General features: G+C 71.3%; 16 protein-coding genes. 6 read left to right on the top strand and 10 right to left on the bottom strand.

Annotation, left to right across the window (positions count from 1 at the left end; all coding sequences use genetic code 11):
- Positions 1 to 378, top strand: a 378-nt coding sequence (locus tag IE225_RS02900) for an IS5 family transposase (RefSeq protein WP_190055653.1), incomplete at its 5' end; no start/stop codon positions are given.
- A gap of 36 nt (positions 379 to 414) precedes the next feature.
- Here the strand turns inward: IE225_RS02900 and IE225_RS02895 are convergent.
- From IE225_RS02895 to IE225_RS02885, 3 genes are all read right to left on the bottom strand, one after another.
- Positions 415 to 1,860 carry an NF041680 family putative transposase gene (locus tag IE225_RS02895; protein ID WP_190055652.1) on the bottom strand — a complete coding sequence of 482 codons (1,446 nt, stop codon included), beginning with the start codon at positions 1,858 to 1,860 and terminating at the stop codon, positions 415 to 417.
- Positions 1,861 to 2,104: 244 nt separating this feature from the next.
- Positions 2,105 to 2,593: a hypothetical protein gene (locus tag IE225_RS02890; RefSeq protein ID WP_190055651.1), complete on the bottom strand. Its 489-nt coding sequence runs from the start codon at positions 2,591 to 2,593 to the stop codon at positions 2,105 to 2,107.
- 7 nt (positions 2,594 to 2,600) lie between these two features.
- Complete coding sequence (locus IE225_RS02885; protein WP_229879188.1) at positions 2,601 to 4,703, bottom strand: PrsW family intramembrane metalloprotease; 2,103 nt, start codon at positions 4,701 to 4,703, stop codon at positions 2,601 to 2,603.
- Between the two features lie 421 nt (positions 4,704 to 5,124).
- On the opposite strand from IE225_RS02885, the gene IE225_RS02880 reads away from it, so the two are divergent.
- The 3 genes from IE225_RS02880 (at position 5,125) to IE225_RS02865 (ending at position 7,410) form a co-directional block, all read left to right on the top strand.
- Entirely contained in the window at positions 5,125 to 6,411 is a 1,287-nt protein-coding gene (locus IE225_RS02880; RefSeq protein ID WP_190055649.1) for an IS256 family transposase, read from the top strand.
- Positions 6,412 to 6,671: 260 nt separating this feature from the next.
- Positions 6,672 to 7,001 carry a matrixin family metalloprotease gene (locus IE225_RS02870; RefSeq protein WP_229879170.1) on the top strand — a complete coding sequence of 110 codons (330 nt, stop codon included), beginning with the start codon at positions 6,672 to 6,674 and terminating at the stop codon, positions 6,999 to 7,001.
- Positions 7,002 to 7,056: 55 nt separating this feature from the next.
- Positions 7,057 to 7,410, top strand: coding sequence for a DUF6281 family protein (locus IE225_RS02865; protein WP_190055707.1), 354 nt, complete (start codon positions 7,057 to 7,059; stop codon positions 7,408 to 7,410).
- A gap of 303 nt (positions 7,411 to 7,713) precedes the next feature.
- On the opposite strand, the gene IE225_RS02860 is transcribed toward IE225_RS02865, so the two are convergent.
- Both IE225_RS02860 and IE225_RS02855 read right to left on the bottom strand, forming a co-directional pair.
- Positions 7,714 to 8,382 (bottom strand): class I SAM-dependent methyltransferase, encoded by a 669-nt coding sequence (locus IE225_RS02860; protein ID WP_190055648.1) that lies wholly within the window; start codon positions 8,380 to 8,382, stop codon positions 7,714 to 7,716.
- 292 nt (positions 8,383 to 8,674) lie between these two features.
- Positions 8,675 to 10,417 carry an MFS transporter gene (locus IE225_RS02855; RefSeq protein WP_190055647.1) on the bottom strand — a complete coding sequence of 581 codons (1,743 nt, stop codon included), beginning with the start codon at positions 10,415 to 10,417 and terminating at the stop codon, positions 8,675 to 8,677.
- A 235-nt stretch (positions 10,418 to 10,652) separates the two neighbouring features.
- Here IE225_RS02855 and IE225_RS02850 point away from each other — a divergent pair, with 235 nt between their 5' ends.
- Positions 10,653 to 12,215 carry an MFS transporter gene (locus IE225_RS02850; RefSeq protein WP_190055646.1) on the top strand — a complete coding sequence of 521 codons (1,563 nt, stop codon included), beginning with the start codon at positions 10,653 to 10,655 and terminating at the stop codon, positions 12,213 to 12,215.
- A 115-nt stretch (positions 12,216 to 12,330) separates the two neighbouring features.
- Here the strand turns inward: IE225_RS02850 and IE225_RS02845 are convergent, their stop codons facing one another.
- The 4 genes from IE225_RS02845 to IE225_RS02830 all read right to left on the bottom strand — a co-directional run bounded on the left by IE225_RS02845 (position 12,331) and on the right by IE225_RS02830 (position 16,288).
- Positions 12,331 to 12,972 carry a response regulator transcription factor gene (locus tag IE225_RS02845; RefSeq protein ID WP_190055645.1) on the bottom strand — a complete coding sequence of 214 codons (642 nt, stop codon included), beginning with the start codon at positions 12,970 to 12,972 and terminating at the stop codon, positions 12,331 to 12,333.
- A 268-nt stretch (positions 12,973 to 13,240) separates the two neighbouring features.
- Positions 13,241 to 14,554 (bottom strand): sensor histidine kinase, encoded by a 1,314-nt coding sequence (locus IE225_RS02840; RefSeq protein ID WP_190055644.1) that lies wholly within the window; start codon positions 14,552 to 14,554, stop codon positions 13,241 to 13,243.
- Between the two features lie 16 nt (positions 14,555 to 14,570).
- Positions 14,571 to 15,329: an ABC transporter permease gene (locus tag IE225_RS02835; RefSeq protein ID WP_190055643.1), complete on the bottom strand. Its 759-nt coding sequence runs from the start codon at positions 15,327 to 15,329 to the stop codon at positions 14,571 to 14,573.
- Complete coding sequence (locus IE225_RS02830; RefSeq protein WP_190055642.1) at positions 15,329 to 16,288, bottom strand: ABC transporter ATP-binding protein; 960 nt, start codon at positions 16,286 to 16,288, stop codon at positions 15,329 to 15,331. Before IE225_RS02830 ends, IE225_RS02835 begins: the two co-directional genes overlap by 1 nt.
- Before the next feature lie 230 nt (positions 16,289 to 16,518).
- Between IE225_RS02830 and chsH3 the strand changes: the two genes are divergently transcribed.
- A complete protein-coding gene (gene chsH3, locus IE225_RS02825) occupies positions 16,519 to 17,376 on the top strand; it encodes an enoyl-CoA hydratase ChsH3 (RefSeq protein ID WP_190055641.1) in 858 nt (285 codons plus the stop codon).
- Between the two features lie 235 nt (positions 17,377 to 17,611).
- Here chsH3 and IE225_RS02820 read toward each other — a convergent pair whose 3' ends face one another.
- Positions 17,612 to 17,779 (bottom strand): hypothetical protein, encoded by a 168-nt coding sequence (locus IE225_RS02820; RefSeq protein WP_190055640.1) that lies wholly within the window; start codon positions 17,777 to 17,779, stop codon positions 17,612 to 17,614.
- Between the last annotated feature and the right edge of the window lie 109 nt (positions 17,780 to 17,888).

Below are 17,888 nucleotides of genomic sequence, written 5' to 3'. Positions count from 1 at the left end.
GGCATCTCCAGCGCGAACCTGCACGACAGCCAGGCCCTGGAGCCGCTGGTGCGCGGGATCCCGCCGGTCCGCTCCCGCCGCGGACCGCGCCGGCGCCGCCCTGCCAAGCTCCATGCCGACAAAGGCTACGACTACGACCACCTGCGGAAATGGCTCCGCACCCGGCACATCACGCCGCGCATCGCCCGTAAGGGCGTCGAGTCCTCGACCCGGCTGGGCCGGCACCGCTGGACGATCGAGCGCACCATGTCCTGGCTGGGCGGCTGCCGCAGACTCGACCGCCGCTACGAGCGCAAAGCCGAGCACTTCCTGGCCTTCACAGCCCTCGCATGCACCCTCATCTGCCACCGCAGGCTTACCAAACGAGATGAACTCTAAGTCCGCCGTCTCACACACAGTCTGTGAGCTTGGCGTTTAACCTTGCTGGGCTTGGTGTTCCTTGATCGATTCGGCGCGTTTGATGGTCTTGCCGACGTCGTGGCGCCTGGCCCGTTGCTTGTTTTTCGAGCCGGGAGGGCGTCCGGGGCCTGGTCGGGACGGTTTCGGTGCGCGTGCCGGGCGGGCTGCTGTCGCGCGGACGTTGCGAAACCCCCGGCGGACCCGGGCGGGGGTGAGGCGGCGGGGTCCAGCGGGCCGTTCCCATGGGCGGCGGAGGTCCTCGGCGAGGGGCCGGGCAAGGCGGAGCTGGGTGTGGGCGGCGATGATCAGCCAGGTCCACAAATCGGCCGTGTCGGGGTTCCTGACCTTCGGGGCGGTCCAGCCCAGGGTTTGTTTCATCAGCCGGAAGGTGTGCTCCAGGTCGAAGCGGCGGAGGAAGGACTGCCACCAGCAATCCACGTCCGCCGCAGTGGCGGCGGTGGCCGAGCACCACGGCCAGACCGGTTTCGGGTCACGGTCACCGGGCAGACGCTCGACGTTCAGGCGGATCAACGTGCCGTGCAGGATGGAAAGTTCTTCCTTGGCGTGGTTCAGCCAGGGCCCGCGGTGGGTGAGCCGGGGGTGCATCCGGTCCCAGGCCGTCGCGGTGGCCGTGCCGTAGCGGGTGGTGTCCGTGGTGGTCGTGACGTCGGGCTCGTGCCGGCTGTCGGGCTTCTTGAACGTGAGGACGCCGCCATGCCGGCGGGGGCGCCCGCCCCGGGGGCCCGACCGCGCGGGGCCGGGGTCGCGGAGCATGACCCGGTCCGAGCGCAGGCGCCCGACCAGCACGACGGGCAGGTCGGCGAGAGCGTGCGTCAGGTAGGCGACGTCGTAGCCGGAGTCCATCACGATCAGGATGTCCGGATCGCCCGGTCTCCAGTGGCCTGCGCTAATCAACCGCTCGATGACATCGTGGAGTTGGGCGGCAGTAACGGTGGTCGCGTCGTCGGCCGGTCCCAGGCGGGCCGCGTCCAGGAGAGCGACCCAGGAGGTGCGGCCGGACTCCAGTGCCGCGACGAAGGAGTAGGGCCAGCCGGGCACCAGCTGGTCCGAGCTGCGGTCGCCGCGTCCGTAGACATGGCAGAAGAGCCGGTCGGCGCTGGTGGGAGCGTCGGGTCGCAGCCAGTGCGATACGTCCACGGCGAGCACGATCCGCCCGTCGGCTGCCTTCGGCAGCGGCAGGCCCGCCAGCGCGCGGCGCAACCGTGTCGGCTCCAGCCGGCCACGGTCCAGGGCCGCGTACATCGCACCGTGCCCGCGCCGGTGCTCGACCGCCAAGGAGAGCTCGACCAGGGTTTCCACCGGCCCGTCCGCACACAGCACCGCGTCGGTGAGCTCGAAGAGCGCGTCCGCCCGCGCGTAAAGGCACTCGTAGAACTCGACCCGAAAGCGGGACAAGACGTCCAACGCCTCGCTTACGGACCCTGGGGCAGGGAGACTCATACGCAGCGGCCGTTCTCTTGAGCTTCGTGACTCGACATCTCGAAGCGTGAAGAACGGCCGCGTCCGCTGTCCCGGGAAGAAACGCAGATCAGCAGGTCGAGTGACAGGCGAGGTTAAACGCCAAGCTTACACCCGGGAGCCCGAAACCATCAATGACGATGATCAATAAGAGGGGCTCCGCTGCTCCGGCCGCGCCGAGGCCGCAACCCTGTATGCGCGGAAACGTTCCTCGTATACCGCGGTGTCAAGCGCGGTCCCTTCGGATCAACGAATCGTAGGCGCCGAAATTTGGAACAGGCTCCCAATTGCTGGCGATGTCAATGCCGTGACGACTTTCCCTGGTTTCCTCGCCATCGACCTCTACAGTCCGCCGAATGATGCCATCAGTGGTGAACTCATAGGATTCCATGCGCTCGGCATCCGCGTATCCGCCTCGCTCCTGCGAATCACCGTAGTCGTATGAGGTTGCTGTCTCCAGGAAGAAGGAGCCATTGATGAGGGTGAACGTGTAGTCGAGGGAGTCGCGACCGTACTCATCCATGAAAATGACTGAGCTGTAGCCGGTCTCCAGGCGCATTTCGACTCGCAGCACCGGCGCTGAATTCTCATCGGGAGAGGCGACTGCGGTGTACAACTGGCCGGACGCATGCCTGGCCTGCGCCTGCTCGGGCGTCAGTGGGTTCACGGGCGTCTCGGTAAGGTTGTTCCACTGCTCGCAGTAGGTCCAGATCATGGTTTATTCAGCCCGTTCCCTTTGGTAGCCGGTAGACGAGACCCTGGACGTCCCGGATTATCACGCCGTGGTTCGCTGCTTCCCTGAGTGCCCATTCTGGCACAGGCTGCGCCTGGACGGGGACTTCCAGATAGTACTTACCTTTCAGCGGTTTCCCGATCAGGTGTGGATATTCTGCGCGCGCCTTTGGTGTGTCCGGGATCTTTGTTCCCGCCTTGTACTTCTGGTTGATCTCGCGCAGATAGTTCCTGAACGTCTCTGGCTTGATCTTCGATATCTGTGTCTGCTTGCGCGAGACGATCTCTTTTCCAGGCCGGTACGAATCCAGAAACTTCCCGTTCTCAAGGTAGACCTCGTTCGCTGGGTAACGTGGCCAATTCTCCTCGTTGAACTCGCGCCCCTTCTTCCACTTGTCAAGCAGCCATTGCGGGGTGCCCTCACTTTTGCCGCCGCCCGACTCGCTGGTACCCGTTCCCCCTGCACCGACCGCCATCAGCACAACGCCGGCAGTACCGAGGACACCCGCGTTGAGCGCGGCCTCTGCGGTGAAGGCGCCGACCACTCCGCCTCCGGCAAGTGCGAACCCGCCGGGAGGGAACAGTGCGAGCAGGGAGAGAAGGAGGAGGGCGAAGCCGAGGTAGACCAGGAAGGTGTTCAGGGCGTCGAGCAGGTGGAGCGTTCGGATGGCCCTGCCGTCGGGGCCGGCGTCGCCGAACCCGCGCCACAGCAGGAGTGCGCCGGTGGTCGCCGCCCCCAGTGCGGTTGCGAGACGGAAGCGGTGGACCGCCAGCAGTTCCCCCATCGGCTGCGCTGACACCAGCCGCCAGGTGCGCAGCAGGGCGGTGAGCTGGTAGGCGATCCAAGCGAGAGCGGCTATGCCGAAGCCCATGAGGATCTTCGGTCCCGCACCGGTGCTGAAGAACACCTGGAGGCCGGCAGCGGAGGTGAACGAGCCGACTCCCAAGAACAGCAGCGCGGGGAGCATGAGGACGCATGGGATCAGCACAAGCCACCGCTCCCGAGAACGGCGCGCCCTTCGAGCCGACTTCAGCCAGGCACGGACGTTCAACGCCTGCCAGGCACGCTGGTTGTCGGACGCGTCCATCCGGGCCGTAATCCCCGCGACCACGCGATGCAGTTCCGCGGTCTCGTCGGGCGGCGCCGACGCGGCGGCGTACAGCAAGGAGCGCCGCAGCCTGACGTAGCGCAGTGCGATCAGCAGGCTCCATGGCAGAAGCCAGGCCGCGTACCGCAGCAGTGCTCCCAGGCTGTCGCCGTCGGCCCGCTCGGACGCGAGCAGTACGCCGGGCACGGTGCGCTTGCCGCGGTGGAGTCGGCGCAGATCTACGGCCATGGCCATGGCCAGACACAGAAGTGGCGCCGACCACGCCATACCGTCCAGGGACTCCAACCACTCCCTGGGCTTGCTGGCGTGTTCCTCTACGGCGTAGTTGTTCACCGCATGATGTACGGCAGCGGCTGCGATCGGGAGCGCCGACACCAGCCGGACCCAGCCGCGTGCCCGCCACAGCAGCCCGACCCCGAATCCAGCCGTGGCCGTCCACACCAGGTGCGTGAACGTTTCCGTGGCCGGAGGGCCGCCCAGGTCCAGTTGGCTGAACGGCGCCGGAAGCCAGGACGTCAACACTTGCCCCAGGCCCGGCACATACGGCGGCGACAGACTGTCGGGGACGATCCAGCCCTCACCGCGAGGGATCGCCCGGTCCGCGTCCAGGCCGAACCGCAGAACCGCCTCCAGCAGTCCGAACCCGGCCCCCAGCGCCGCGCCCACCACCACGAAGTCGGTCAGCCCCCACTGGCGGCGGACCTTCAGGCTCAACCCCGCCAGCAGCAAGGGGGCAACCTTGAGTAGTTCCTCCAGCCAGGGAGCCACTGTGTAGCTGGTGGTGTTCACCACCGTCACCAGCGACTGCCCCGACTGTTCCGCGTAGGTACGGGTGTAGGCGAGCTGCACCAACGCCGTCGCCACACCGCATCCGTACGCGCCGACCGCGAGTGCCAGCAGCACGGTCGACAGGCGCACTGAACGCGTCGGCCAGGACATCGCGAACAGTTGCAGCACACCCCAGACGGCCGCCACCGCCATCATCAACGTCACACCAGGCCCCCCGACGCACCGGAACAACTTCGATTCGCGATAGTGAACGCGATGCTATTCAGTCAACTACTAGTGCAGCAAGAGAGTTGTGAGACCTGGTGGAACGGCCTGGAGAAGGATGCAAAGGGCGCCCCGGCCACGATCCTCACCGTAGCGACATCGTGGTCGCGAATCGCCGAGACCCCAAGCCCGTCGCCGTCTTGCCCGTCGCCGGACCCTTCCTGCCTGCGTAACTCGCCTCCGCACCGTCGCTTCGCACAGTGACTCTGGAACCACGGTCCCGGGTTGACTGTTCTCTCTGTGCCCAATTCCGTCACAGGCTCCGGCAGCCAGGCGTCGCACAGAACCGGGCTCACGGACCATCGGGTCTGTACGGTGAGCGGTGTAACTCCCGAGCTGGAAGCGACAGTTGATGACTGACGTGGCGAGTGACATCAAGGCCGGGGAGGCCGCTGTGAGTGGGACGGGCGCCGTGGATGACGGGCTGGTCGCCGAGTTGGTGGCCCGGGCTCAGGCCGGTGGGGTGAAGCTCACCGGGGAGGGCGGCCTGCTGCAGCAGCTGACGAAGCGGGTGCTGCAGTCCGCGCTGGAGGGTGAGCTCACCGATCACCTGGGGCACGAGCCCGGTGAGCGGGCTGAGGGCGGCCGGGAGAACTACCGCAACGGACACCGGTCGAAGACGGTGATCACCGAGTCGGGGCCGGTCGAGATCGCGGTGCCGCGGGATCGGGCCGGGTCGTTCGAGCCGCAGCTGGTCAAGAAGTGGCAGCGGCGGCTGGGCGGGATCGACGAGATGGTCCTGTCCCTGTCGGCGAAAGGGCTGACGCACGGAGAGATCTCCGCGCATCTCGCCGAGGTCTACGGGGCGGAGATCTCCAAGTCGACGATCTCCACGATCACCGACAGCGTGATGGCCGGCATGACCGAATGGCAGAACCGTCCCCTGGACAGCGTCTACCCGGTGGTCTTCATCGACTGCGTGAACGTGAAGGTTAGGGACGGGCAGGTCGCCAACCGGCCGGTCTACATGGCGGTCGCGGTCACCGCCGAGGGGCACCGGGACATCCTGGGGCTGTGGATCGGCGACGGTGGCGAGGGCGCGAAGTACTGGCTGCAGGTCCTGACCGAGATCAAGAACCGCGGCGCGGCCGATGTCCTGATGCTCGTCTGTGACGGCCTGACCGGTCTCCCGGACGCCGTGAACACCGTCTGGCCTGCGACGATCGTCCAGACCTGCGTCGTGCACCTGCTGCGGAACAGCTTCCGTTACGCCGCCCGGCAGGACTGGGAGAAGATCGCGAAGGCGCTCAGGCCCGTCTACGCCGCGCCGACCGAGGACGCTGCCCTGGAGCGGTTCGTGGAGTTCTCCGACACCTGGAGGAAGAAGTACCCGGCGATCGTCCGGCTCTGGGAGAGCGCGTGGGCGGAGTTCGTTCCCTTCCTGCAATTCGACGTCGAGATCCGCAAAATCGTCTGCACGACCAACGCGATCGAGTCGATCAACGCCAGGATTCGCAAGGCCGTGAGGGCCCGGGGACACTTCCCCACCGAGCAGGCCGCCCTCAAGTGCGTCTACCTGGCCGTGATGAGCCTGGACCCGACCGGCACCGGACGCAAACGCTGGACCATGCGCTGGAAGGCAGCGCTCCAAGCCTTCGACATCACCTTCGACGGCCGGCTCACCGTCGGCCGCCGCTGAAGAAATCCAACTGAGTTCCACCGTTCGCTACACAGACCCCCTGATCAACAAGCTGAAGGCCTGGCGGGGCATCGCGACCCGCTACGACAAGACGCCCGAAAGCTACCTCGCCGGACTCCACCTACGCGCCTCGCTGATCTGGCTCAACGACCTCCTGAAAGCAACCGGCTGATCACAACATCACACAGGCCCTAGCTAATACTAGCCGTGAGGCGAGCCTCAACAGCAGCAACCGGTGCACCGGCCGGGACGAGCTGAGCGTGTGGGATGGGGGCGACCTCAAGAGCGGTGTCGTCGCGTCGACCTGCTCGTACACCTGGGCCATGCCCGGGGTCAAGAACGACCTGCGTGAGGCCGACGTCTGTTTCAACACCCACGACTACGACTTCACGAACAAGCCGACCAGCAGCTGCTCGAACAAATACGACATCCGCTCCGTCGGTACTCATGAGGCTGGACACGTCTTCGGGCTGGGACACGTGGGCTCGGGACATTCGAACCTCACCATGTACACGAACTCGTTCACATGCAAGACGATCGCCAGGATCCTCGGCAAGGGAGACGTCCTGGCCCTCCGAAGCATCTACTAGGAGGAACACAATGAGTCGGTCGGGGCGAACCACGCGAGTGTCTCTCGTGGCAGCCATGATGATGCTGGCTGTGGCCTGCACATCGGAGAGCAGCAGTGACGGAGGCGAGCAGGCGGAATCCTGCGCCTACCGAGTCCTCTATCAGGACCGCACGTACCGGGACGTCGCGAACGTGGAGTTCACGGCGGGAGAGAAGCTCGGTTCCGCCACCATCCCGCCGTGTCAGGACACCGGAGACCAGCACAAGGCTGAGGAATCCGGCGAGACTATGACCGCCTACGCGGTGGACGGCATCTCACCCGACATGGCCGTCGCCGTCGGTGACAGCCCCGACGACGCCACCTTCGTTGTTGCCTACTCAGGCAACAAGCTCCCTCCGGAGATACGGAAACTGATCGACAGGCCCTGACCGCGGTCGCGTTCACGCAGCCCGGGCGGCGTGAACGCGACCCACGGCCTCCGACAGCCCCGACGCCCTCTGCACGAACTCCTCTGTACAGCCGTCGCCCCTGTAGAGGGCGGTATGTAAGTGCATAGGCGATTTGCCGTCACCTGAACGTGTGGCGGCACGGTATCCCGGCCGGTCGGCGGCCTCGGGCGTGCTGGACTGAGCACCGTGAGCGAGCGCAAGCCCTGCAAAAGCGACGATCTATCCTCTGAAATCGCCGCTGACCAGCGACTTTATGGTGGCGCGTAGAACGCGCCTGCGACTTCAACCGCGCTCGCGCGTCGCCGCCTCCGTTCGCCGTAGCACTCGCAGCGAATCGGTGACCGAGACCTCGGTGAACGCCCCGGACTCCAGGGCGCGCAGGTAGATGCGGTAGGGGGCCTGGCCGGTGAACTCGTCCTGCGGGTCGGGGAAGACGTCGTGGATGACGAGCAGTCCGCCCTCGGCCAAGTGGGGGACCCAGCCTTCGTAGTCGGCGCGGGCGTGCTCGTCGGTGTGCCCGCCGTCGATGAAGACCAGCCCCAGCGGGGCGGTCCACAGGGCGGCCACCTGGGGGGAGCGGCCGACGAGAGCCACGACGTGCTCCTCCAGGCCCGCCCGGTACAGGGTGCGGCGGAAGTGCGGGAGGGTGTCCATCACGCCGAGTTCGGAGTCGACCGTGTCCGGGTCGTGGTAGTCCCAGCCGGGCTGCTGCTCCTCGCTGCCGCGGTGGTGGTCCACGGTGAGCGCGGTGACCCCGGACCGGCGCGCCGCCTCGGCGAGCAGGAGCGTGGAGCGGCCGCAGTAGGTGCCCACCTCCAGCAGCGGCAGCCCCAGCTTCCCGGCCTCCACGGCGGCCGCGTGGAGGGCGAGGCCCTCGTGCGTCGGCATGAAGCCCTTCGCCGCCTCGAACGCGGCCAGGATCTCCGGCGGGGGCGGGGGAGCGACGGGCATGAGGGTCCTTCCGGTGGTGTCGGTCGTCCGGTGGTGTCGGTCGTCCGGTCGTGTTGGTCGGTCGGTCGTGTCGGTCGTCCGGTGGTGTCAGTCGTCCGGTCGTGTCGGTCGTAGGGTCCCGGGCCCGGCGACGGCACGGGAGCACGGGAGTACGGGACCGCCGGGCGCCCATGCTGCCGCACCCCCCGGTCGGCGCGGTGACCGGGGGGTGCGGTGATCCGGGGTGCGGTGATCCGAGGTGCGGTGATCCGAGGGGTGCGGTGATCCGAGGGGTGCGGCGGGCGGGCGCGGGTCAGGCCGGCACGGTCTCGCCCGGCAGGGACAGGTCGAGGTCGACGACGTGGTCGCCGCCGGTGTGGGTCGCGGCGTGGGCGAGGGGGCCGTGGCCGGCGGCGCGGGCGGCCAGGACGTAGGGGCCCTCGGCGGGGACGGGCAGGGTGTAGCTGCCGTCGTCCGCGGAGACGGTGGCGCCGGCGCGGCGGCCGCGGCGGTCGATGAGGGTCACCCTGGCGCGGGCGACGGGGGTGCCGTCGGCGGCCAGGACCCGGCCGCGGAAGCCCCGGAGGGCCTCGGTGGCGCGGGCCGGGTGGGCGTCCTGCTCGCTGCCGGCGCGCAACCGGGTGCGCTGCGCGGGGCGGGACTGCCGCGGCAGGCACAGGGCCGTCAGCAGGCCGAGGGCGACGGCGGCGGTGGCGATGAGGAAGGAGACGCGGAAGCCGTGCAGGGTGGGCACCATGACGCCGCCCACGGGAGCGGCGGTGTCGGCCAGCACCATGCCGATCACGGCGCTCGACACGGACGTGCCGATGGACCGCATCAGGGTGTTGAGGCCGTTGGCCGCGCCGGTCTCCGACGCCGGGACCGCGCCGACGATCAGCGCGGGCAGCGAGGAGTAGGCGAGGCCGATGCCGGCGCCCAGGACGACGGAGATGACCACGGTCTGCCAGGCGGCGGACATCAGGCCCAGGCCGCCGCCGTAGCCGAGGCCGATGACCAGCAGGCCGATGACGAGGGTGGTCCGCGGACCGTACCGGGTGGACAGGCGGGCGTAGACGGGGGCGGTGAACATCATCGTCAGGCCCAGCGGCGCCACGCACAGGCCGGCGGTCACCATGGACCGGCCCAGGCCGTAGCCGGTCGCGGTGGGCAGCTGCAGCAGCTGCGGCAGGACCAGGGAGACGACGTAGAAGCTGACACCCACCATGATCGAGGCGAGGTTGGTGAGCAGCACCTCGCGGCGGGCGGTGGTGCGCAGGTCCACCAGCGGGGCCGCGGTGCGCAGTTCCAGCACGCCCCACAGCAGCAGGACCACGACCGCCCCGGCGAACAGGCCGAGCGTGGTGCCCGAGGACCAGCCCCAGTCGCTGCCCTTGGTGATCGGCAGCAGGAGCAGGACCAGGCCGGTGGACAGGCCGAGGGCGCCAAGCAGGTCGAAGGAGCCCGCGGCGCGCACCGGGGACTCGGGGACGGCGAGAAGGGTGAGGACGATGGCGAGCGCGCCGAGGCCGGCGGCGCCGTAGAACAGGGCGTGCCAGTCGGTGTGCTGGGCGACCAGGGCCGCGGCGGGCAGCGCGAGGCCGCCGCCGACGCCGATCGAGGAGCTCATCAGGGCCATCGCCGAGCCGAGCCGTTCGCGCGGCAGCATGTCCCGCATCAGCCCGATGCCGAGCGGGATCGCGCCCATCGCGAAGCCCTGCAGCGTCCGGCCGGCGATCATGGTGAGCAGGTCGCTGGTGACGGCGCTGACCAGCGCGCCGACGACCATCACGGCGAGGCTGGCGACCAGCATGCGGCGCTTGCCGTACAGGTCGCCCAGGCGGCCCATGATCGGGGTGGCCACCGCGCCCGACAGCAGGGTGGAGGTCAGGACCCAGGTGGCGTTGCTGGGCGCGGTGTGCAGCAGTTGCGGCAGGTCCTTGACGACCGGCACGAGCAGGGTCTGCATCACCGCGACCGTGATGCCCGCGAACGCGAGCACGGGGACGACGGCTGCGCCGGCTCTGGCGGGGGGCTGGTCGGTCGTCGTGTGCGTCATGTGCAGCATGAACCCGGCGGTCCCGGCCGGCTATTCCGATGCTTCGGGCCACTAATGAATTCTTGACCGTTCCTTGGATTTCTGACGCCGGATCAGGAACGGGTCCGTCAGAGGATCTCGGGGCGGGTCCATCAGGAGCGGGGCCGTCAGGGGCGGGTCCTAGGTCGGCGGTCCGAGGACGGGCTGCGGCGATATCCCGATGCGCGGGCGCGGGCCGATGGAGAGCATGGGGAGCATGAGGGACACGGTCGACACCGACACCGACACCGACACCGGCGCCTCCGCCCGCACCCCCGCCCGCACCTCCGTCCGCGCCGCGCCGCCCGCCTGGCTCGTGGTGACGCTGGCCTGCGCCGGGCAGTTCCTCGTCGTCCTGGACGTGTCCGTGGTCAACGTGGCGCTGCCGTCGATGCGGGCCGACCTGGGCCTGAGCGCCGCCGGGCTGCAGTGGGTGGTGAACGCCTACGCCATCGCGTTCGCCGGGGTCATGCTGCTGGGCGGCCGGGCCGGCGACCTGTACGGGCGCAAGCGGATGTTCCTCGTCGGGCTGGGGCTGTTCACGCTGGCGTCGCTGGGCGGCGGGCTCGCCGGCGCGGGCTGGCAACTGCTCCTCGCGCGGGCCGCGCAGGGGCTCGGCGCCGCGGTGCTGGCACCCTCCACGCTCACCCTGCTGACCTCGGCGGTCCCCGAAGGGGCCGCGCGGGCGCGGGCGGTGGCCACCTGGACCGCGGTGGGCGCCGGCGGCGGCGCGGCCGGCGGCCTGGTCGGCGGCGTGCTGGTGGACCTGCTGTCCTGGCGCTGGGTGCTGCTGATCAACGTGCCGGTGGGCACCGCCGTCCTCCTCGGCTCCCTGCGCTGGCTGACGGAGAGCAGGGTCGGATGGGGGTCCCCCCGGGACGAAGTCCTTGGGGGAGGGCGGCGCCTGGACCTGCCGGGCGCGCTACTGGTCACCGCCGGGCTCGGCACACTGGCGTACGGCATCTCGCAGACGGAGGCCGAGGGCTGGACGGACGCCGCCACGCTGGCGCCGCTCGCCGCCGGGCTCGCGCTGCTCGGCGCCTTCCTCGCCGTCGAGGCGCGCACGGCGGCGCCCCTGATGCCGCCGGCGCTGCTGCGGCTGCGCTCGGTGGCCTCGGCCAACGCGGCGATGTTCCTGTCGGGTTCGGCGATGTTCTGCATGTGGTTCTTCATGACGCTGTACGCGCAGAACGTCCTCGGCTACACGCCGCTGCAGGCCGGCTTCGCCCTCATCCCCAGCTCCCTGGCCGTGGTCCTCGGCGCCAAGCTCGCGCCGCGCCTGATGACCGCGCTCGCGCCCCGCGGCGTCGCGGTGCTCGGCACGCTGGTGGCCGCGGCCGGCTTCGCCTGGCAGTCGACGATGACCCCGCACGGCGCCTACGCGACCGCCGTCATGGGCCCCGGCGTGCTGATGATGCTCGGCGCCGGTCTCGCCGCCACCCCGCTCGCCGCCCTCGCCACCTCCGGCGCCGCCCCGCAGGACGCCGGGCTGGTCTCCGGGCTCGTCAACACCTCCCGCACGATGGGCGGTTCGCTCGGCCTGGCCGTGATGTCCACCCTCGCCGCCGCCCGCACCGACGGCCGCACCGGGCCGCAGGCGCTGACGGAGGGGTACGCGCTGGTGTTCCGCACGGGCACCGGGGTGCTGCTCGCCGGGACGGCACTGATGCTGCTGTGGCTGCCGCGCCGGAAGCCGGAGAAGGCGGAGAAGGCGGAGAGGGTGGAGAAGGCGGAGAAAGGGGAGGAGCCGGAGAGGGCGGAGAAGGCGGAGAAGTCGTGAGGGGCGGGCGGGAGTTCCTGTGGACGGCGGTGTTCCGCCGGGAGCCGTAGGCCGTCGCGCCCGTCAAACTGCTGTGCGCGTCAAGGCCGTCGCGTGCGTCAGGTCGTCGTGCGTGTCACAGCCAGCCCTGTTGCCGGGCCTCCCGCAGTGCCTCCATGCGGTTGCGGGTGCCGGTCTTGCCGATGGCGGAGGAGAGGTAGTTGCGCACCGTCGACTCCGACAGGTGCAGCCGCGCGGCGATGTCGGCGACGGTGGCGCCGTCGGCGGCCGCCTTGAGTACGTCGCACTCCCGGGCGGTGAGGAGGTTGGGGCCGGCGCTGAGGGCGGCGGCGGCCAGCGCGGGGTCGATGACGGTCTCGCCGGTCAGCACCCGGCGGACGGCGGCGGCGAGTTCCTCCACCGGGCCGTCCTTGACGAGGAAGCCCGCCGCGCCCGCCTCCATGGCCCGCCGCAGGTAGCCGGGCCGGCCGAAGGTGGTGAGGATCAGCACCCGGCAGTCGGGCGCCTGCGCGCGCAGCTCGGCGGCGGCGTCCAGGCCGCTGCGGCCCGGCAGTTCGATGTCGAGCAGCGCCACGTCCGGGCGGTGGGTGAGGACTTCGTCCACGATCCGGTCGCCCGCCGCGACCTGCGCGACGACCTCGATGTCCTCCTCCATGCCGAGCAGCAGGGCCAGCGCGCCGCGCATCATCCCCTGGTCCTCGGCGAGCAGCACCCGGATGGACTTCGCGGGGCGGCGGTCGCGGGACGTCTCGTTCACGGCCCAAGCCTACTTCTCCGACTCTTCTCCGGCTCTTCTCCGGCTCGGCGAAGAGCGGGCCCCGGTTCGGTGCCGCACGCCGTGAAAGCCCCGGAGGACGGGCGGACGACCACCCCGGCGACCGCCTGCGACCCTCCGGCCCCGACCGGTACGCCGCCGCCTGCGACCCTCCGGCCCCGACCGTAGGCCGCGAGCCACGGCGGCTCCGGCACGTGGGACGGCGGCACCTCGTGGACGGACGGCGGCACCCCGTGGGACGTGGACGGCGTCAGCCGGTCGGCCGGGTGGCCGTGGGTGCCGTGAGCCGCGCCGGCTCCGGCTGATCGACCGGCAGCCGCGCGGTCACCGTGAACCCGCCGCGCGGTGACGGCCCGGCCCGCAGTTCGCCGCCCGCCGCCGCCAGCCGCTCGGTCAGTCCCTTCAGGCCCGTTCCGCCGACCCCCGGCCGGGACGGGGCGCGCGAGGTCCCGGCGCCGTCGTCGGCGACCTCGAGCCGGACCCCGTCGGGCGTGCCCTCCACGGTGATCTCGCACCGGTTCGCGCCGCTGTGCCGTACGGCGTTGGTGACCGCCTCGCGCACCACCCAGCCCAGCAGCGCCTCCGTCTGCGACGCCAACGGCGGGCCGCAGCGGCGCACCACCGCCTCGATCCCGGCCGCCGCCAGCACCGAGCGGGCCCGGTCCAGTTCCGTGGACAGGCTGCCCTCCCGGTAGCCGGTCACCGCCTCCCGGATCTCGGTCAGCGCCTGCCGGCCCACCGACTCGATGTCGGTGACCTGCGACAGCGCCGCGTCCAGGTCGTGCCGGGCCAGCCGGCGGGCCGCCTCCGACTTCACCACGATCACCGACAGGGTGTGCCCGAGCAGGTCGTGCAGGTCCCGGGAGAAGCGCAGCCGTTCCTCCTCCACCGCGCGGCGGGCCAGCTCCTCACGGGCGGCGCGCAGTTCGCGGACGGTCTCGGCGAGCGACAGGATCGCGGAGGTCACCGTCGTGGACAGGAACGTGGCGTACGCGATGTTCCAGCCGTCCCAGCCGTTCCAGCCGTCCCAGCCGTTCCAGCCGTTCCAGCCGGTCGAGTTGGTCCAGCCCGCCCGCAGGGAGGCGACGGCACCCGCCAGGACGCCCAGGGCCACCGCGTACTGGCCGATGCGCCGGCCACGCGTCACCGCGCCCACCGCCAGGCCGGTCAGCGGGAAGAAGTACAGCCAGTTCCCGCCGTAGCCGAGCGCCAGCCCGCAGGTGATCAGCAGCATCACGGCGAGCGCGGCGCGGGTGGCGGGCGCGTCCCGCTTCTCCTTCGCGAAGGCGCGGAAGACCACCCAGATGTACAGCGTGTTGAACGTGGCCAGGCCCGCGATGCCCAGCCAGGGGTTGGAGGTCTCGCCCCGCAGGATGTTGGAGAACGCGCCCAGGCCCATCAGCAGCCACGGCAGCAGGGTGCAGCCGTTCGGCGGCGGGCCGGGGGGCTCGACCTCCTTCCCGGCCCTGCGGGCGGCCCGGTACGCGGCGGCCTCCGCCCGCCCCTCGGCACGCGCCCGCCGCCACGCGCCCGCCCGGGCCCTCAGCCTGCGCCACCAGCTCATCGCCGCTCCCCCTGCCTCACACCGTCCGCCCGGTCCGGCGGTACGACAGCACAGCGTACGAACCGAACACGGCCAGCCAGAGCCCCAGCACCGCCACCGCGCCCCACGCCGGCGCCCGGCCGTCCGCCACCGCGACGCCGAGCTCGGCGAACCGGTGGGTCGGGGTGTACGCGGCCAGGGAGCGCAGCCAGCCGGGGAAGAGGGCGACCGGGAACCACAGGCCGCCCAGGACGGCGAGGCCGAGGTTGCACAGCATGTTGGCCACGCCCGTGGCCTGCGGCGTCAGCCGGTAGCCGTTGCCGAGCCCGAGCAGCGTGAACGGCACCGAGCCGAGCCACAACAGCAGCGCCACCGCCGCCCTCCCCCAAGGACTTCGTCCAGGGGGGACCCCCACCCCGGCGGTCAGCCGCACACCGCCGGCCAGGCCGCCCGCGGCCAGCACCGCGACGATCGCGGGCAGGACGGTCACCGAGCCGGTCAGCGTCCGGCCGACGACGACCTGCCGCGGGGTCATCGGGGTCACCCGCAGCTGCCGCAGCCAGCCGGTGGCCCGGTCCTCGGCGACCCCGCCGCCGGTGTTGAGGGCGGAGCCGACCGCGCCGTAGGCGGCCATGCCGACCATGGACGCGATGCGCCAGGCCCCGCCGCCCTGCTCTCCGATGTGGGTGAACAGCAGGTACATCAGCATCGGGATCGCCACGCCGCCGAGCACGAAGCCGGGGTCGCGCAGCGTCCGGCGCACCTCCAGCCGCAGGTAGTCCAGTACGTTGCGCATCACACCGTCTCCAGGGGCCGCACGTCGGGCGAGGTCAGGGCGAGGAAGGCGTCGTCGAGGGAGGCGGGGGCGACCTCCAGGCGCCGTATCGCGCCCCGCTCGGCCGGCGCCAGCACGGTCGCGTCGGAGTCGTCGGTGCGCAGCCGCGCCCGCCCGCCGCGCACCTCCACCGCCCGCACGCCGGGCAGCAGCTCCAGGCCCTCGCCGCCGCCTTCGGCCAGGTCGAAGGAGACGACGCCGCCGCCCACCCTCCGGCGCAGCTCCTCACCGGTGCCGTCGGCGACGACCCGGCCGCGGTCCACGACCACGATCCGGTCGGCGTGGGCGTCGGCCTCCTCCAGGTGGTGCGTGCAGAACAGCACCGTGCGGCCGTGGCGGGCCCGACCGCGCAGCGCGGCCCAGAACTCCTGCCGGGCCGCCACGTCCAGGGCGGCGGTGGGCTCGTCCAGGACCAGCAGGTCGGGGTCGCCGGCCAGGGCCACCGCGAACCGGACGCGCTGCAACTGGCCCCCGGACAGCCGGTCCACGCGCCGCCCGGCCGGCTCGGGCACGCCGGCCGGCTCCAGGGCGCGGGCGGCGGTGAGCGGGGCGGGGTGGCGGCCGGCGACGAAGGCCACCAGCTCGCGGACGGTGACCCGGGGCACCGGCCTGGTCTCCTGCAGCATGGCGCCCACCCGGCCCGCCCGCACCGCGCGCCGCGGCGGCCCGCCGAACAGTTCCACGCGGCCCGCGTCGGGCTCGTTCAGGCCCAGCAGCAGCGAGATCGCCGTCGATTTGCCGGCGCCGATGGGGGTGCCCCCTGCTCGAGCGAAGCCGAGAGTTCGGGGGAGTCCGAGCAGGGCGACCGTCTCGCCGCGGGCCACGGTCAGGTCGAGGCCGGCGACGGCCCGTACGTCGCCGAAGGTCTTCTCCGCCCCGGTGAGGGAGACGGCGGGCGGTTCCCCGTTCCTCTGCGTCATGCCCACGACGCTACGGAGCCGGGCACCGGCCGCGGCAGATGCGCCTGTACGGACTCCGGCAGGACAAATGTCCCGGCCGGCCGCGCCCGACGAGCCGGCAGCAATCTGACGTATCGTCAGAAACCTTTCCCGGGGCGGCGGTGCCGGGCTATACAGGTGCGGGCCGTGCGGAGGGCGTCGCCCCGCGACGCGCTCCCAAGCCGGCCCGCCGCCCTCCGCCCGGGAGACCCATGCCCATCGACGCCGCCCAGGCCCTCGCCGCCGCCCCCCGCCGCACCGGAATCGCCTGGACCCGCAGGGACGTCCTGCTCTACCACCTCGGCATCGGCGCCGGCACCCCCGCCACCGACCCCCGGGAACTGCGCTACACCCTGGAGTCCCGGCTCCACGTCCTGCCGAGCTTCGCCACCGTCGCCGGTGCCGGCACCCCCGGCGTGATCAGCGCCCTCGCCGTGCCCGGTGTCGACGTCGACCTCTCCCGCGTCCTGCACGCCGGCCAGCACCTCACCCTGCACCGCCCGCTCCCCGCCGAGGGCACCGCCACCGCCACCGGCCGCATCATCGCCGTGCACGACAAGGGCGGGTCGGCGGTGCTGGTCATGCGCACCGAGGTGGCGGACGACGACGGCCCGCTGTGGACGGACGAGGCGCACGTCCACGTCCGCGGGGAGGGCGGTTTCGGCGGCGACCGCGGTCCTTCCGGCCGGTCCGTCCCGCCCGCCGGCGCGCCCGACCGGACCGTCGAGCGGCCCACCCGCGAGGACCAGGCGCTGCTCTACCGCCTCTGCGGCGACTTCAACCCCCTGCACGCCGACCCCGACTTCGCCCGCCGCGCCGGCTTCGAACGGCCGATCCTGCACGGGCTGTGCACCTACGGCATCACCCTGAAGACGGTCGTCGACACCCTGCTCGACGGGGACGTCACACGCGTGCGCTCCTACGGCACCCGGTTCGCCGGAGTCGTCCACCCCGGGGAGACCCTGCGGGTGCGGATGTGGCGCGGCCGGGACCGGACCCGGGTGGCGGTGAGCGCCGTGGAGCGGGCGGACGCGCCCGTGCTCACCGACACCGTCGTCCGGCATGTCTGACGCCGTCCGGCGCGCTTGAACGCCGTCCGGCACTCCTGGGCGCCGTCCGGCGCGCCTGGACCGCTGATCCGCCCGGTCGGTCCTCCGCGGCGAGCCGTACCCGCTCCTCCGCGGTGAGCCGCGCCCGGGCTCCTGGAGTGAGCTGTCCCCGGGGCGCGAGCGGCCCGCTCGGAAAGCGAACGGCCCCGTCCGCCGGATGACGAACGGGGCCGCACGACAAGGAGACGACGTGCCGTCAGGCCGCCTTCTCCGTCTGCTCCGCCGGCTTGCGGTGACGGCCCCGCGGGGCGGTCTCGGTGTCGTGCGCCGAGGCCGGCCCGCGGTGCTTGCCGTGACCGACGGTGGCCTGCCCGGCCTGCGTGGTCCCGCCCGGCATCTGCTGGGTCGTGCTGGCGTTGCTCATCGGAAGAATTCACCCCGTAGACAATGATCTTTCGTACAGCCGGGCGAGTGTAACCGGATCACCACGGGGCGGATCCAGGCGGCCACGCCAACCGGCACGACTTCGTTAC

The sequence above is a fragment of the Streptomyces echinoruber genome, assembly GCF_014651135.1.
Classification (GTDB): Bacteria; Actinomycetota; Actinomycetes; order Streptomycetales; family Streptomycetaceae; genus Streptomyces; species Streptomyces echinoruber.
The sequence above is the reverse complement of the archived record's forward strand: the minus strand, read 5'-3'. Positions and strand labels throughout refer to the sequence as shown.

Excerpts from the sequence above, each read along its gene's own strand:
- IE225_RS02860 (WP_190055648.1), bottom strand. The coding sequence starts at position 8,382 with ATGCCCGTCGCTCCCCCGCCCCCGCCGGAGATCCTGGCCGCGTTCGAG.
- IE225_RS02865 (WP_190055707.1), top strand. The coding sequence starts at position 7,057 with ATGATGATGCTGGCTGTGGCCTGCACATCGGAGAGCAGCAGTGACGGA.
- IE225_RS02885 (WP_229879188.1), bottom strand. The coding sequence starts at position 4,703 with ATGATGGCGGTGGCGGCCGTCTGGGGTGTGCTGCAACTGTTCGCGATG.
- IE225_RS02850 (WP_190055646.1), top strand. The coding sequence starts at position 10,653 with ATGAGGGACACGGTCGACACCGACACCGACACCGACACCGGCGCCTCC.
- IE225_RS02890 (WP_190055651.1), bottom strand. The coding sequence starts at position 2,593 with ATGATCTGGACCTACTGCGAGCAGTGGAACAACCTTACCGAGACGCCC.
- IE225_RS02855 (WP_190055647.1), bottom strand. The coding sequence starts at position 10,417 with ATGACGCACACGACGACCGACCAGCCCCCCGCCAGAGCCGGCGCAGCC.
- chsH3 (WP_190055641.1), top strand. The coding sequence starts at position 16,519 with ATGCCCATCGACGCCGCCCAGGCCCTCGCCGCCGCCCCCCGCCGCACC.
- IE225_RS02895 (WP_190055652.1), bottom strand. The coding sequence starts at position 1,860 with ATGAGTCTCCCTGCCCCAGGGTCCGTAAGCGAGGCGTTGGACGTCTTG.
- IE225_RS02820 (WP_190055640.1), bottom strand. The coding sequence starts at position 17,779 with ATGAGCAACGCCAGCACGACCCAGCAGATGCCGGGCGGGACCACGCAG.
- IE225_RS02830 (WP_190055642.1), bottom strand. The coding sequence starts at position 16,288 with ATGACGCAGAGGAACGGGGAACCGCCCGCCGTCTCCCTCACCGGGGCG.
- IE225_RS02840 (WP_190055644.1), bottom strand. The coding sequence starts at position 14,554 with ATGAGCTGGTGGCGCAGGCTGAGGGCCCGGGCGGGCGCGTGGCGGCGG.
- IE225_RS02880 (WP_190055649.1), top strand. The coding sequence starts at position 5,125 with ATGACTGACGTGGCGAGTGACATCAAGGCCGGGGAGGCCGCTGTGAGT.
- IE225_RS02835 (WP_190055643.1), bottom strand. The coding sequence starts at position 15,329 with ATGCGCAACGTACTGGACTACCTGCGGCTGGAGGTGCGCCGGACGCTG.